This window comes from Corynebacterium sp. HMSC072A04 (assembly GCF_001809235.1).
Taxonomy (GTDB): domain Bacteria; phylum Actinomycetota; class Actinomycetes; order Mycobacteriales; family Mycobacteriaceae; genus Corynebacterium; species Corynebacterium hiratae.
Window position 1 is genome coordinate 61,764 of the sequence record NZ_KV796796.1, and the last position, 15,490, is coordinate 77,253.

Annotated in this window: 10 protein-coding genes and 1 tRNA gene; 8 read left to right on the forward strand and 3 right to left on the reverse strand. The window is 59.8% G+C overall.

The genetic code is table 11. From position 1 onward, the window contains the following. The first annotated feature begins 1 nt into the window (after window position 1). From HMPREF2565_RS08535 to HMPREF2565_RS08555, 5 genes are all read left to right on the forward strand, one after another. Window positions 2–1,783: an ABC transporter ATP-binding protein gene (locus HMPREF2565_RS08535; RefSeq protein WP_071407148.1), complete on the forward strand. Its 1,782-nt coding sequence runs from the start codon at window positions 2–4 to the stop codon at window positions 1,781–1,783. A gap of 639 nt (window positions 1,784–2,422) precedes the next feature. Beyond that, window positions 2,423–3,895 carry a SpaH/EbpB family LPXTG-anchored major pilin gene (locus HMPREF2565_RS08540; RefSeq protein ID WP_071407149.1) on the forward strand — a complete coding sequence of 491 codons (1,473 nt, stop codon included), beginning with the start codon at window positions 2,423–2,425 and terminating at the stop codon, window positions 3,893–3,895. A 183-nt stretch (window positions 3,896–4,078) separates the two neighbouring features. After that, window positions 4,079–4,984, forward strand: a complete 906-nt coding sequence (locus tag HMPREF2565_RS08545; RefSeq protein WP_371441008.1) for a class C sortase — start codon at window positions 4,079–4,081, stop codon at window positions 4,982–4,984. A 4-nt stretch (window positions 4,985–4,988) separates the two neighbouring features. Continuing rightward, on the forward strand, window positions 4,989–5,831 hold the full coding sequence (locus tag HMPREF2565_RS08550) for an isopeptide-forming domain-containing protein (protein WP_071407151.1): 843 nt from the start codon (window positions 4,989–4,991) through the stop codon (window positions 5,829–5,831). Further along, a complete protein-coding gene (locus HMPREF2565_RS08555) occupies window positions 5,831–9,331 on the forward strand; it encodes a prealbumin-like fold domain-containing protein (RefSeq protein WP_071407152.1) in 3,501 nt (1,166 codons plus the stop codon). The genes HMPREF2565_RS08550 and HMPREF2565_RS08555 overlap by 1 nt, the downstream gene beginning before the upstream one ends. 78 nt (window positions 9,332–9,409) lie before the next feature. On the opposite strand, the gene HMPREF2565_RS08560 is transcribed toward HMPREF2565_RS08555, so the two are convergent. After that, entirely contained in the window at window positions 9,410–10,339 is a 930-nt protein-coding gene (locus tag HMPREF2565_RS08560; protein WP_071407153.1) for a class C sortase, read from the reverse strand. A gap of 356 nt (window positions 10,340–10,695) precedes the next feature. Continuing rightward, window positions 10,696–10,769, reverse strand: a tRNA-Gly gene (locus HMPREF2565_RS08570). 87 nt (window positions 10,770–10,856) lie between these two features. Here HMPREF2565_RS08570 and dcd point away from each other — a divergent pair. Together dcd and HMPREF2565_RS08580 are read left to right on the forward strand one after the other, a co-directional pair. Beyond that, window positions 10,857–11,429, forward strand: coding sequence for a dCTP deaminase (gene dcd / locus HMPREF2565_RS08575; protein WP_046645898.1), 573 nt, complete (start codon window positions 10,857–10,859; stop codon window positions 11,427–11,429). Between the two features lie 54 nt (window positions 11,430–11,483). Further along, entirely contained in the window at window positions 11,484–12,830 is a 1,347-nt protein-coding gene (locus HMPREF2565_RS08580; protein WP_071407154.1) for a UDP-glucose dehydrogenase family protein, read from the forward strand. Here the strand turns inward: HMPREF2565_RS08580 and HMPREF2565_RS08585 are convergent. Next, the gene (locus HMPREF2565_RS08585; RefSeq protein WP_071407155.1) at window positions 12,760–13,986 is read right to left on the reverse strand and encodes a YibE/F family protein; all 1,227 of its coding nucleotides are present in this window, start codon (window positions 13,984–13,986) and stop codon (window positions 12,760–12,762) included. The genes HMPREF2565_RS08580 and HMPREF2565_RS08585 overlap by 71 nt on opposite strands. A gap of 121 nt (window positions 13,987–14,107) precedes the next feature. Here HMPREF2565_RS08585 and HMPREF2565_RS08590 point away from each other — a divergent pair, with 121 nt between their 5' ends. Next, entirely contained in the window at window positions 14,108–15,475 is a 1,368-nt protein-coding gene (locus HMPREF2565_RS08590) for an HNH endonuclease signature motif containing protein (RefSeq protein WP_071407156.1), read from the forward strand. Window positions 15,476–15,490: the final 15 nt, after the last annotated feature.

Sequence of the window (15,490 nt, forward strand, 5' to 3'; positions counted from 1 at the left end):
CATGACCCGGCCGATGCACACCGCGGTGAAGGACCCGGCGGACGTCGACCAGCTGGCCCGGCATCCGGTTGCCTTCCGCCGGGTGGCTGGCCTGTTCGGCGCGCACCGCGGCACGCTGCTGCTGGTGGTGGCGCTCATCATGGCGACGTCTGGGCTGACGGTGGTGCAGCCTTTCCTCGTACGCCGCACCGTGGATGAGGCCATTCCTAAACACGACACCGCGCTGCTGCTGTGGCTCGTCGGCGGCATGCTGGCCATCACCGTGGTCTCCCAGGCCATCGGCGTTATTCAGTCCTTCCTGTCGGCGCGGGTGGGGCACACCATCATGCATGAGCTGCGCACGCAGGTCTTTGCCAACCTGCAGCGCCAATCCCTGCAGTTCTTTACCAATAACCCAGGCGGTGAGATTCAGTCCCGCCTGACCAATGACATCGCGGCGATGCGCGGCATGGTGACCACCACGGCGACCTCCGTGGCCAGCAATCTCACCATGACTGTGGCGACGTTGGTGGCGATGGTGGCGCTCTCGCCAACCCTGTCATTGTTGTCTCTCATTGTCTTGCCTCCCGCCGTGTGGCTCACCCGCCGCGCCGCCGTTCTGCGCCGCAGCCTCATGGAGAAAAACAGCCGCGCGCAGGCGACGCTGCAGCAGACCATTTCGGAGAATCTCTCCGTTTCCGGCATGCGCCTGGCGGCCACGCTGGGCGCGCAGGAGCGGGTCTATGGCGCGTTTGAGAAGACCTCCCGCTCCCTCATCCGCCTCGAGCTCGAATCACAGCTGGCCGGGCGTTGGCGCATGGCACTGACCCAAATCATTTTCGGAGTCATGCCGGCGCTCATTTACCTGGTGGCCGGCCTGCGTCCGGGTATTACGATTGGCACGCTCATTGCCTTTTCCACCCTGCAGACCCAGATTTTCCGCCCCATTACCGGACTGCTCAACGTGGGCGCGCAGTGGGTGGCGTCGATGGCGCTGTTCAGCCGCATCTTCGAGTACCTGGACCTAGAACCCGATCTCACCGAGGCCACCCGGCCCGCCCAGCTTGCCGACGCCTCCCTCACCCTCCACCACGTCTCCTACCGCTACCCCGGCACCGACACCGACGCGCTGAGCGACGTCTCCCTTTCCATCCCCGCCCACACCACCACGGCCCTTGTGGGGCATACCGGTTCCGGCAAGTCCACTGTCGCCGCACTGTTGGCGCGCTTAGCCGACCCCACCGAAGGCACCGTGCACCTGGGCGGGGTAGACCTGCGCGATATTCCGCCGGCGCAGCGCGCGGCGGTCATCGGCGTGGTTTCCCAGGAGACCTACCTCATCCACGGCACAGTGCGGGAGAACCTCCTCTTTGCGCAGCCCGATGCCAGCGAGGAACAGATGTGGGCGGCGCTTAACGCCGCGCGCGTGGACGAGGTCATCGCCGCGCTGCCGGAAGGCCTGGACACAGTGGTGGGCTCGCGTGGCTACCGCTTCTCCGGTGGTGAGCAGCAGCGCCTCTCGCTGGCGCGTACGCTGCTGCGCCAACCCCAGGTGCTCATCCTCGATGAGGCCACCTCGGCCCTCGACAACGAAACGGAGCGCGCTATCCAGGAAGCAGTGCTTGGTGCGGACGCCACCCGCCTGGTCATCGCGCACCGCCTGTCCACCATCCGCGATGCCGACCAGATCGTCGTCCTCGACGCCGGCCGCGTGGCCGAGCGCGGCACCCACGCTGAGCTGCTTGCGTGCGGCGGTGCCTATGCGGCGCTTCTTCGTGCTGTCGACGAGGCTCAGAGTACGTAGAGAGCTCTTGTCAGGAATCTTAACGCTATTAACTCTTTGGTACGTGGGCTGTTGAAGGCTGAGAATCTAAATGAGTTCAGGGTACCTTGAGCGCTCTTGGTGACGCTTCCTTTTATGGGGCATCAAAGGGGATGTTCTACCTGGTGGTATTGGCAGCATATATGGTTCGTTTCGTCGTCGTTGGAAGGTGCTCTCTGGGAAGCTACTCTCCTGCGTGAAGCTTGCATTCTATGTAACGGGTGTAAAATCGAGCAGGCTTACCCCCTTAAAGGGGCAATGTGTTCAGTTTCACACGAAGCTAGATGACGTCTCGAAAACATTAGTTGAACTGCAGAAGGAGTCTTCACGTTTGGGTGGACCGTGCGGATTCTTGAGAAGTTTAGCCGGATTTGCGGGGGAGGAGCTTTAGTTGGGGACTTTGCCCAACACGCTGGGATAGAATCTAGTTATGTAATCCACAGGCTATCGTTAGTTAAGGTTGGGGCCTGCGTAGACGTTTCCACCTGAAAACTACTCTCGGCAGGCGAAAGAATCTTAGCAACGGGTCAGGTCATGGTGCGTGAACCGTGGGGAATGGATTGCACACAGCCAATGAGGCGCGGTGTCTCATTTCAGAACTCGTGTAAAGGACCAGTTTCCGTGAACAAGATCTCTCGTACCGCTCGTTCAGTTGCCTTCGCTGCTATCGCCGGACTCGCTTTGGGTGTTTCCGCTCCGGGTGCACTGGCCCAGGAGAACCCTGGCGCTGAGCAGGGGGCCGTGAACAAAGCAAACATCGATTTCACTAAGAAGGGTTCGATCACCCTCTTCAAGAAGAAGGGTGCCGAGACCAAGAGTCGGGCCACTGGTAAGGAAATGGCGGGCGTTCCGGGTGAGGTTCTGCCTGGTGTGACCTACAAGATCACCAAGCTCGATTACGACTTGCAGAAGGATGATTGGGCGGCGTTCCCGAAGTCGGCTGCTGACGTCAAGGACGACAAGAAGACTGCGGAAACCAAGGAAGAAACCACCGACACTGATGGCAAGGCAGCTTTCACTGATCTGCCTTTGGGTATCTACTTGGTAGAGGAAACTAACGCTCCGGCCGGCATCGTTGCCGGTGCTCCGTTCATCGTGTCGGTGCCGATGGTTAACGAGGCATCGGATGCCTGGAACTACGACGTCATCGCGTACCCGAAGAACACGAAAACCACGACCAAGAAGACTGTCAAGGATGCAGATCAGAACATCCAGGACGCGTACACCTACACCATCAACGCGGATGCTCCGACTTGGGGTGAAGGCAAGAGCCTGACTGCCTTCCGCTTCGAGGATCAGCTGGATCAGCGCCTTGATTTCCAGGAGGTCACTGAAGTTAAGGCTGGCGATACGGTTCTCACTGCGGGTGACTACAAGGTCAATGACCCGAAGGCCAACGGCAACAAGCTTGTCGTAACCCTCACCGAGCAGGGCCTGGCTAAGGTCAACTCCGGTGACAAGTTGTCCCTGACTTTCGACGTCAAGCGCAAAGAAGTCGGTGCCACCACTGAGCTGAAGAACCAGGCTGACGTCATCTTCAACAACCCGAACACGGGCAATGAGGTCAAAAACAAGACCAACGAGGTCGTGACCTATCACGGCAAGCTCAAGGTTGTGAAGAAGGATGGCAAGGAAGCCGGCAAGGTCCTGCAAGGTGCGGAGTTCGAGCTCTACCGATGTGCCTCCGCGCAGGATAAGCTCGAGAACCCGCTGACGGTAAACGGTGCGAACAAGTGGACCACCGGTGAGGACGGCACCATCACTATCGATGGCTTGCATGTCACCGATTTCGCGGACAACGCACAGGTCACTGACGTGAAGAAGTTCTGTCTGAAGGAGACTAAGGCTCCGGCCGGCTATGCGCTGCCGGAGAAAAACGTTACTGAGATTGACTTCACTCGCGACAACATCGCGAAGACTGGTGAACTGAACGGTGACGACAAGATTACCCTCGTGTCCGAGATCGACAACATTAAGCAGGACACCCCGAACCTGCCGATGACCGGTGGCGCCGGTGTGGGCATCCTGGCTGCTATTGGCGCAGCGATTGTTGCTGCTGGTGCTTGGTTCGCTCGTCGTACCGCGCGCAACTAATAGCCGGGCATAGTTCCGGTGGTGCAGACCATCCATGATGGTCTGCACTGGGGGTCGGGTAACCAAAGTAGGGTGCTCGACCCAGTTAGGGGACTTAGATTGCAGTCCCCTTCTTTCTCTCTCGTTGTTATCCCGGTCGCGCGGTGTTTGCGCGTGGGACATTGATTTGGGTGGTGCGGGTCGTTGACTTCGGTGTTAGACCAAGATTCGAGCCGGCGGCACAGGCGCCGTGGAGGCTTAGTTCTTCCGGCGGTAGTCGTTGTCGTCGGGTTGTTGGTGATGCTGTACCCAGTGGTCTCGACCGCATGGAACAATTGGAATGCCTCAAGGGTGGCGCAGGAATATGCGCGACTGGATAAAGAGACACCGGCGCAGGTTCAGGATTCGGTTTGGGATGCTGCGCATGCATACAACGAGGAGCATACGTCGGGTCCGATTCTGGATCCGTGGCTGAACCGTATCGGGGTAGACAATCCCGACTATGAGGCTTATCTGAAGCAGTTGGGCGAGAACGAAGCGATGGCTCGACTCGTGTTCCCAGCGGTGGACGTTGATTTACCGGTGTTTCACGGCACCGCGGATAAGACACTGCAGCGTGGACTGGGACATTTATATGGTTCTGATTTGCCGGTAGGCGGATCAGGAACCCACTCCGTCATTACGGGGCATACGGGTCTGGCAAATTCGACGATGTTTGATCACCTCGACTCTGCCACCGAGGGAGACGTGTTCTACATCCAGGTTGCTGGCCACAAATTGAAGTACGTCGTCGACAGCATTCAAGTGGTTCTGCCGAGTGAAGTTGATGGTCTACGGCCAGTCGCCGATCAGGATTACGTCACGCTGATTACCTGCACCCCGTACGGGATCAACACACATCGCTTGTTGGTACGTGGCCATCAGGTTCCTATGGAGCCGGGGGAGGAGTCGGTATTTGAAGGCTCCCACGGCCCGGGTTGGCAATGGTGGATGTACGCACTGTTGGCTGCGGTGATTGTCATTGGTTGCTGGCTGGTGTGGTGGCTGCGACGGCAGAAGGCGGCCGGAGCACATGAAGTTATTAATGAGAAAAGTAGCGTGCGGGAGTAAGGCGATGAAGAGGTTGACAAATACATGGTCGGCCCGAATGTTTGCCGTCGGAGTAGCGTGTGCAATCGCGTTCGCGGGGCCGGGCATGGTTGCTGCGGAAGCGGTGCAGGTTGCCGGGCAACAGACTACTGGTGCGGAACGCACCGTAGATACGGATACGGTGACTGTTCGGCTTACGCAGGGCAATCCCGACGACGATGGGCAGGCACCTTCGGGAAAGATTCAGGGAGTCACGATACATCTGGCCCGGCTCGCCGGCCTAGATCCAAACAACGCTGACGATGTAGCACGCGTGCAAGACGCGGGTCTGGCCGAGGTTCGTGAATGGCGTACCGACGTGCACGTGGACCAGGTCACCGATGCCAATGGAGAAGTGACCTTTGACGGTCTAGCGGATGGCTTCTACGTAGTGACGTCGTCGGCGCCAGATAACTCCTACCGGGAGATCAACCCATTTGTGGTAGCGGTTCCATTCCACACTGTGGCGGACAATCCGAAACCAGTGCCAGGAGTAATTGTGGCCAAGACTCACAAACCGGGTGAAACACCAACGCCGCCCACGACGCCGACTACTCCGCCGTCGCATCCGAACACGCCGCAAACAACTCCAAACTATCCACCGACTAAGCCTGGGAATCCGCCACACCAACCCGAGACAACACCGTCGAGTACTCCAGGTGCAGGTAAGACCTCCACTCCGGCAGCTCCGTCGGGGAACAGTGGCTCATTGGCGATGACCGGTGCGCAGGTACTCGGTGTGGTTGCCGCAGCGATGGTGTTGATCGCCACTGGTTTCGTGATGATTGCCTTTAGCCGTAGGAAGAATTCAGAAAGCGAGGGACGCTAATGTCCTGGACAGATTCTCATCCGATTGAGCCGGTATTGTACCGCTGGCGCGTTGTCGGGGCGTTTGTTGCGGCGCTGGCCCTAGTTTTCAGCGTCGCTGCGCCGGCTGCTCTTCCAGGTATCGTTGGCGCTGTCGCTGAGGCACAAACCACGGCGTTGCGTGCCGAGCTTGATTCCGCAGACCAGCTGAGCATTCCCGCTGGCGACACCGCTACATTTGAAGGTCACTTCGTCGATGGCGGAACGGTGGAGGAGCTGGAGTTCAGTGCCACAGTTCCGCAGCTTGAATTCGAAGGCGCGGCATACACGCTGACAATCGACGGTGAGGAGATTCCCGTTCGCGAAGGCGACAACCTCGTTGTAGACACGACGAGTAATGCAGCAACTTTCCGTGTCACCGGACTCAACGCCGATGTACCTGCAGGCGCAGCTTTTTCATTGGAGACCCCGGCGGTCGCAGAGGAATCCGAACTGAGCGGAGTGTCCGTTGATGTGCGTGGCGTAGCCGAGGAAAACGCTAGTGCTTCAGCAGATGAAGACAGCGAAGTTTCGGAAGCGCCCACGGACGACGGCGAGCCATTGGAAGTTTCTGACGTTGACGCGGCCCCAGCACGCCTGATGACAGCACCGAGCATTACTACCTTCGCGGCAGGTACCCGCACAATCACCATGCAGAACGATGGATATGTGCTCAAGGGAACCCGTTATATTCCGAACTTCAAGATCCCATCTGCTGAGCTTCCAACAGGCAGAATGACCATTCCGAATGGCACGGTGGTTACTCTAAAGTCCAATGTCAACAGCTACCTTTCGACGAGCCCTGACGATCTTACGGTCTATTACACCGGTGCTAATGGCGGCTGGTACGAGGCCAAGGCAACCTACAAGAAAATCAGCGCTAAGGAATATCAAGTCACCCTCCCACAGATCACTATCGGCGGTAACGCACAGATCCAGTTCAAGGGTGTTCATCGTGGACCGGATACTACGGTGTTTACAGCCTCTTTTACCGTGCCAGAGCCGGAACAGTGTAAAGAGGACACAAAAAAAGTAGCTAGGCAACCAAGGCGTGATCTGACTGACGAGGAGTATACCGACGGTAGCCCAGTCTATGTCGTAACCAGTGAACCAAAGGATCTTCGCCGAGATACTTCTGTCCTAAGCCGGCAAGTAAATCACGGCCGAGATTTCCGCCCGGTGGGGGAAAAGTCACCGTGGGTATACAATGCGCTGGCATTCAATTCAAATGATAATTGGCTCTATGCCGTGAGCCAGAAGCGTGGCCTGAACGGTGATCCGTGTTACCCTGCCGGAAACCTTCTTCAGATCAATCCCGCCACGGGTGAGGTGCATAATCTTGGTCCGATTCTCGCACCAGGAAGCAGTGGCACGCCATTCGAGAGCGAAGGCGACCGAGACTTCCTTAACGCGGGAGTTTATACCAGTGAGGGGTTCTTCGTAGGCAACGCTTCGACGTCCGGTACTCGCCATCTCTACAAGATTGATCCTGACAAGCTAACTGCTGATCGCACTTTGCGCAGCGCGGAGTCCTTCGCTGAAGACTGGGCCGTGCTCCCCCAAGCCCAGAAGTACATGTGGGGCTTCCAAAGTAAGGCAAAGGCGGACAATAGTCTCATCCTTGAGCGAATTGATACACAGACTGGCGCAATCCAGACTTGGGATCTCACTAAAAAGCTCAAAACGTTGGATGGGCGCACGATTTCTAATCCCTCGGCTTCTTGGGGCAAGGCATGGACCTATTCCAACGGTAACCTCGGATTTGGCTCAGGCAGTAAAGACGCAAACCAGCTGGGCTTCGAGCTAAAGATCACCAATCCAGATTCCGGAAGTCCGAAGTTCGAGCTGGTCAACATCATGGATAACTTGCCGGCCTCCTTCAACACGGATGCCGCTTCCGACCTCTTGCCGCCACCGTCGAGACTACGATCAAACATTGCGGTGAAGAAGCAACGCTCAGAGACCAAGGTGGTGAACGGCGAGGTACGGACATTCTGGACCATCTCCGTGGAAAACACCACGGATAACACCAGTTCGGGTGGCACATTCTGGGAGTACCTGCCAACGGATACACACTATGGTGTGAATGCCACGGGCCCTACTGCGAAATTTGAGGGATTTGGAGAAGGATCTACCGAGGTCAACGGTCATAAGCCAGGTCCTGACCAGATTGCGCCGGGAACCGGTATCTATGCAGGCATGACTGTCCCGTCCGGAGCGGACGGTGAGTCCCGATACATGAAGGGCTATGTTGGTACACTTCCAGGACACGCGAAGGTAGAGTATGTCGTCTCTGCGCCGGTGCGAACGGATAAATACGGCAACCTCAAGACGGTGTGTAGCCCGAACAAAGTGGCTTTCCAAGCCACTGATGGTGAGGCCGGTAGCGACAACGTTGCTACTGAAGCCTGCTTCAGCAAGGTTGCTGTCGACAGTGCACCGCAACCTGTTCCTGGTGCGGCGAATGAATATACCGCGAAGTACAACGTCGTAGTAGCCGCCCCGGATGCTCCCGGCTTCGACACCAATGAGGTGATCTACGGAAAGCTGACGGATACCCCGAAGTTCGTTGGTGCCGCCACGGTTACTGGGGCCACTGTGGTCTTCAAGGACGAGTTCAACAAGACCAGCCAGCCGCAGTCGTACCAGGGGGCCGGTCCGTATGAACTCAACAAGAACGACACTCCAAAGATCATTAAGCCCAAGGGCGTCAATGGAAGCTCCGGGCAGCACGTCTACGAGGTGACGGTGCGCTTCAAGCTGGATCGAACCAAATTGAATAGCACATCCGTCCCTGCCGGGTACCCGAGTCAGCCTGCCGGTAACTCCCGCTGCTACACCAAGGATGGCCTACATGAACCCAACTTTGGCCTCATGAACGAGGCAGAGATGGGCGGTTGGAAAGACACCTCTTGTATCCCGCTGGAGACCAAGCAGATGGATGTCCTGCTTGAAAAGGTTAGCTATGATCCAGCCGCGCCGGACAAGATTCAAACCGACGAGTTGCTCGACGGCGCGCAGTTCACCGTCCACCGTGGTGACGCTGACGGCAACTTGAAGCTCAACGCGGATGGCACCGTCAATACTGATGCTAACCCCGTAGTGAAGCAGTCCACGACCACCACCACAGGCCGCGTCAAGCTCGAAGGCTTGGATGCCCCTGGCGTGTACTACCTCATCGAGACCAAGGCGCCGGACGGCTATAACCTGCTGCCCGCGCCGATCAAGTTCTCGACGGAGTGGGATCAGAATGGCAATGCAGTCATCAAGGTTCTCTCCGGAGGCACAGCGATCACCAGTAATAGGTGCGCTGAGTCCGACACTGCTGCCAATTGCGTAAAGAAGGTCGGCATCCTTCAGGTCGCCGACATCACCAAGGGTGCACTGCCCAAGACCGGTGGTGAGGGCGTAGGCCTGTGGGCTCTCGCTGGTGCCGCTATTGTCGCGGCAGGGTGCCTCGCTTTGCGACGCCGCTGGGTATAGAACCACCGCTTGCGGCTACTTTTAGAAAAGGCCCGCTCTTCCAGGGAAGGGCGGGCCTTATTGCATGTTCATTGGCGGTTAGGAGTCTTGCGGGTCGTCGTCAAGCGCGGCGTCCTTGGCGTTGCTGACATATTTGCGCCACCAGTAGATGAGCAGAAGCACGATGATGGCAGCGGCAGCCAGGATGGCCCACATCCACCACTGCCAGTGAACACCCGAGCTGTTGAATGCGGCCTCGTCTTCCGGATCCATCGGCACTCGGTGGCCTGTGACGAGCAAGCGGTGGGTGTTAACCCCGTAGGGGGTACAAGTAATGAGCGTAACGATGTCTTGGCCCGGTACGCGGTGGAGCGAGCTGGTGTCTGCTGGCTCGACGACCCGAATATCGTGCACCTCGTACTTGAGCTTCTCGCCGCCGGCGGCGATGTAGAAAGCATCACCCTTCTTGACCTTGGTGAGATTGTCCCACAGCGTGGCGTTCTGTAGACCTGTGTGGGCAGAGAGTGCTGCGTGTCGGCCCTCGCCGTCGCCTATTCCGCCGACGGGTAGGTCCGTGCCGTAGAGGTGGCCAGCGCCGCGGGAGAGCGCCTTTTCTGAAGTGCCGTGATAAATGGGCAGATCGGAATCGATAGAGGGGATGACGATACGACCCATGGCATCGGTCTCAGACAATACCGACAGGTACTGGCGGTAGCGCTGGTACTCGGGGGAGTCTTCGTTATCGGTGGTGGTCCACGCGTCGCCAATGCTGATTTGGCCCAACCCGGCGTTGTAGGCTTGTGCTTCCTCCCACGCGGTGTGCAGAACCTCAGGCGGGGCTTGTTTTTCGAGCTTTGCGTACTCTTCCGCGGCGCGGGACTGGTTGTAGTTATTCCATTGCGTGGCTACGACGGGGTAGAGCAGGACGCCAAGGCCGACGAGAATCAGGATCAACGCGATGATGGCGTTGTGGTTGGTGCCTTTTTTCTTGGCTGCGTCGGTGTTTTCCGCTGGTTCCTGCTTGCCCATTGTGTCCTGCCTGTGTGGAGTCTGTTGCCGCGCACCCTTGAGTTGACGTGGGGCGCTTGAAGAGATTTTTAGAAGCTCAGACTAGGGAAGGTGCAGTCCTGAGAGAAACCATATCTGTTCCTAGTCGCCGATAACGAAACACAGAGCTTCATACTGATTCAGAATGGCCTCATCGATAGTTAGGATTTGATCTATCGCACGAAGTTCGCGGAGTTCATCGATTGTGCGGGGCGCAAGATCTTGAAGTATATGCTCACGCTCAGAGCGAAGCTCCGCTGTGGTTTTCGGCGTGAAGATAGGGGCTGTCATGGTCCATCCTGCAGGTATGAAATTAGTCCATGAGCTGGAAAGATAAGTGGAGCCGACGACGGGAATCGAACCCGCGCCAGCAGCTTGGGAAGCTGCAGTTCTACCATTAAACTACGTCGGCGCAATGCAGATTGTGCATCGTCGTAAAGCTTAGCACCGCCGCCGCCCGAGGCCATAAAAGGCCCAGTGGGGAGGTAGACTATGAGCCGTGCTTCTTTCTGATCGTGATATCCGTGCCGCCATCGCCGCTGATGCTCCAGAGCGTTTGAGCATCGAGCCTTTCGACGCCGAGATGGTCCAGCCTTCCTCCATCGATGTGCGCTTGGACAAATTCTTCCGCGTGTTTAATAACTCGCGCTACACGCATATCGACCCCAAGCAGGAGATGCCGGACCTCACCAGCGAGGTGGAGGTGGCTGAGGGTGATGCCTTTGTGCTGCACCCAGGTGAGTTTGTGCTGGGTGCCACGCTGGAGAAGTTCACTTTGCCGGCCAACCTCGCAGGCCGCTTGGAGGGCAAGTCTTCCCTGGGGCGCCTGGGTCTGCTGACGCACTCCACGGCGGGCTTCATCGATCCGGGCTTCTCCGGGCACATCACGCTCGAGCTGTCTAACACCGCGAACCTGCCCATTTCACTGTGGCCGGGGATGAAGGTGGGCCAGTTGGCAATCTTTAAGATGTCCTCGCCGGCGGAGGCGCCGTACGGCTCCGGCGCTCTGGGCTCGAAGTACCAAGGCCAGCGCGGGCCAACACCGTCGAAGTCCTATCTGAACTTCCGCTAAACATTCTGCACCTCGTCGAGCAAGCCGGTGCCGTAGCGCCTAAAATAGCCGGTTATGCGTATGACTGTTATTGGTACCGGCTACCTAGGTGCGACACACGCCGCCTGTATGGCGGAGCTCGGCCACGAGGTACTCGGCGTAGATGTTGATGAAAAGAAAATTGAAGCTCTGAAAGGCGGCCGCGTGCCGTTCTATGAGCCCGGCCTGCCGGAGGTTCTCGAGCGCAACATCGAGGCCGGCCGTCTAGATTTTTCCACCAGCTATGATGACGCCGCGGAGTTCGCCAACGTGCACTTCCTCGGCGTCGGCACCCCGCAGGCCCACGGCTCCTATGCCGCGGATCTCACCTACGTGGAGTCCGTCATCACGGAGCTCGTGCCGCGCCTCAAGGGCGAACACATCATCTTCGGTAAGTCCACCGTCCCGGTAGGCACCGCGGCGCGGCTGCAGGAGATGGCCAATGAACTCGCCCCGGAGGGCACCAGCGTGGAGATTGCGTGGAACCCGGAGTTCCTCCGCGAGGGCTATGCCGTCAAGGACACCATCACCCCGGACCGCATCGTCCTCGGCGTTGGCGAGGCAGGGCTCGCCGACGGTGTAAGTAACGCCGAAGAAGCCGCCCGCGAGGTCTATGCCCAGCCCCTGGCGCAGAACACCCCGTTCATCGTGACTGATCTGCAGACCGCCGAGCTGGTCAAGGTCTCCGCCAACGCTTTCCTGGCCACCAAGATCTCCTTCATCAACGCGGTGTCGGAAATCTGCGAGATTGCAGGGGCGGACGTCGTCAAGCTTGCCGACGCCATCGGCTACGACGAGCGCATCGGCCGCAAGTTCCTCGGCGCGGGCCTCGGTTTCGGCGGCGGCTGCCTGCCCAAGGACATCCGTGCGTTCATGGCGCGAGCCGGTGAACTCGGCGCCGACCAAGCCCTGACCTTCCTGCGCGAGGTCGACGCCATCAACATGCGCCGCCGCGACCGCGTCGTGGACCTGGCCAAGCAGGCTTTCGACGGCTCCCTCCTCGGCCACCGCGTCACCGTGCTGGGCTGCGCTTTTAAGCCCAACTCCGATGACGTCCGCGATTCGCCGGCGCTGTCCGTGGCCGGTTCGCTCTCCCTGGCCGGTGCCGCCGTGACGGTCTATGACCCGCAAGGTATGGAGAACGCCAAGAAGGTGTTCCCGACGTTGAACTACGCGGCGTCGGCAAGCGCGGCACTCAAGGACACCGAGCTGGTCATCCTCGCCACCGAGTGGCAGGAATTCCGCGACCTCGACCCGGCGGAAGCCGGTGAGCTCGTGGCCCGCCGCCACATCATCGACGGCCGCAACGTGCTCAACGTCGATGCTTGGCGCGCTGCGGGCTGGAACGTCGAAGCGCTTGGTCGCGTCCTTCCGGCACAGTAAACGCCGCAATCACGGTGGTCAGCGGCACCGCGAGTGTCAAGGCCATCGCACCCAGCAGGGAACGCAGAACCTCCGTGGCGACGAGGTCGCTGGAGAGGATCTGCAGGGCTGGGCGCTGTGCCGCCGTGATGAGCATGAGCAGGGGCAGGGCCGCGCCGGTATAGGTCAGCACGATGGTGTACACCATGGATGCGATATGGTCGCGGCCCACCTTCATGGCTGAGGTAAAGAGCGTGCCGGGCCCGGCTGTGGGGTCGGCGGCGTTGAGCTCGCGCACGGTGGAGGCCTGCGCCACCGCGATATCGTTGAGGCTGCCTAATGCGCCCACAATGAACCCACACAGCAGCACTCCCACGACGGAAACCCCCGGCATGTAGAGCAGCAGCTTGAGGTTATCCTCCGAGCTGGAACCCGTCAGTGCCGTGCTGCTTATCGACGCCCACCCCAACGCCCCCGACAACGCCAGCGCCACCAATGCTCCTCCCAGGGCGGAGGCGGATTTCCAGTTCACGCCGTGCACGAGAGGAACGGCGAGGAAAAGGATGGCCGCGCAGGTAACGAGCGCCAGCGGCAGCGCGGAATGGCCCTCGATGAGGGAGGGGATGAGGTAGAAGAACACGATGGCCAAACTGATGCCGAGGCCCAGCAGCGCGCGCAGCCCATGCCAGGCGGCGAAGGCGATGATGATGACGGCGGCGATAATCGCCCACAAGCCAAGGTTGCCGGCGCGCTGGAAATCGGCGAAGGCATAGGTGCCGTCGCTGGAAACTGTCAGAATTACCTCGTCACCGGGGTGGAGGGTCGGGTCACTGGCCACGCCATAGAATACGAGCTGCGTCTTGCGGCCTGCGTCAGCGCCGGAGCTTAGGTCAATGAGGGCGCGGGTGCAGGAGGTGTCGTCGCCCTCGGCGGGGATGAGCGGGGCCTCATCGAAGGCGCGGCCCGTGTGGGGATCGGAGCACAGGTGGTTATCCATGGTCTCCACGGTGCCTTCGACCTGTGGATGATTGAGGGCGTAGGTCGTGGAAAAGTCCGGGCTGGTGTGCTCAGTGAGCGCGCTGGTGGGGCGGAGGATGAATAGTCCCGCGAGGGTTGCGAGGGCCGTGATGGCAAGAAATCCTAGGAGCCCCGTGCGCCACGGGCTGAGATTAGTCATGCCTACTATTGTGAATGAGTTTCATAATAAAGAAAAGTATTGCTGACGCGATCAACAAGTTATCCACAGGCTGGCGGCGGCGCCGTTGTGCGGTGCGGGTGGGGCGTTTAGCGTTGCTGGCATGAACCTTGTGGAAGCGCATCTTCGCAGCCAGGCGGCGGGCATCGAGCTCGTCGCCGGCGTTGCGGGGTTCAGCTTCGAGCAGCTGCGGGCGTGGGGTCCGGAGTCTGTGGCGCGTTCTTTGCTGGCGCTTTTCGACGTCTACTTTGCCTCCACCGCCTTCACCCGCAAACAGGCGCGTGCGGTTGCGGCCGCCCGTGCCAATGGGCACGACCTTCCCACGTTGCTTCTCATTGAACGCTTCGCGGGAAGGCTGAAGAAACAGCGCCAGGCGTGGGATCTGCGCATTGAGCTGTGCGGAATCACTGGCGATGAGAAGGCCGTGGCCCGCTATGCGCGCAAGCGCATTCGCGAGCTCAGCCCGCCGACCACGCCGAAGCCGGGCGTGACAATTCGCCGGGGTAAGGAGCTGTCCAAGCTCACGCTCACAGCCCCGGCCGCGCTCATCGAGGACTTGCGCCCTAACTTCGATGAGGACGATCCGGTAGGTTCCTTCACCGCCGCGTTCCGCGAGGGGCGCCTCGCCCGCCCCGTGGCCCAGACCCTCGCCGTCATGGAGCTTCCCGAGTACGCCACAATCTTGGGCCGCTTGGGCGACCCGTCCACCCCGCGCCCCGACTCCGCCGCGCCCGCTGCTGACGGCACGCCTCCTACCCAGCCCGCCACCACATCTACCCTGCGCCCCGACTCCACGGGTGCCATGCCTCCCACCAAGTCCGCCGCCGCGTCTAGTGCTTCTGACGAGCCTGCCAGCGATGAGACATTCGGGCACGACATCAGCGACCCCGCGGCGCCGGACCTCGGGGATATCGTGATTCAGCTCTCCAACGGCGCGAAAATCACCGGCCAAGAGCTCATCGAGCGGGAGCTCGCCGAAGAAGGCCTCGTCATGCTTGTCGACCGCGTCAAAGGCCCCGTGGAACTCCACCGCACCCAGCGCGTTGCCTCGGAAAAGCAGCGCATCATGGCCAGCGGTGAGCAACCTACCTGTGCCTGGGACCGGTGCCTGTGCGGCGCCGATTACTCTCAGATACACCACATCACAGAATGGCGAAAAGGCGGCGAAACGAACCCCGAAAACCTCACCCCGCTGTGCAAGTACCACAACGCCATCAATGGCTTGCCGGGTCGGGGCCGCATCGTGCGCGAAGACGGCAAAATTAAATGGGTGCCGGCTGGGCCCCGCGATCCGCGGGAACCGGCGCATCCGCACCGCGCGCCGCGCGCCCAGCGCATCCGCGAAAACCGTCAAGAAACAGTAAGCACCGTTGCGAGCCCTAGCACAAGCCGTCGCGCCCAGACCGCAAAGCCGGCCGAATCACGGACATCCACACGTTCCGAGCCGGGAAGCCCCGCCCCGCCGGACTGATAACACCGGCCGGTG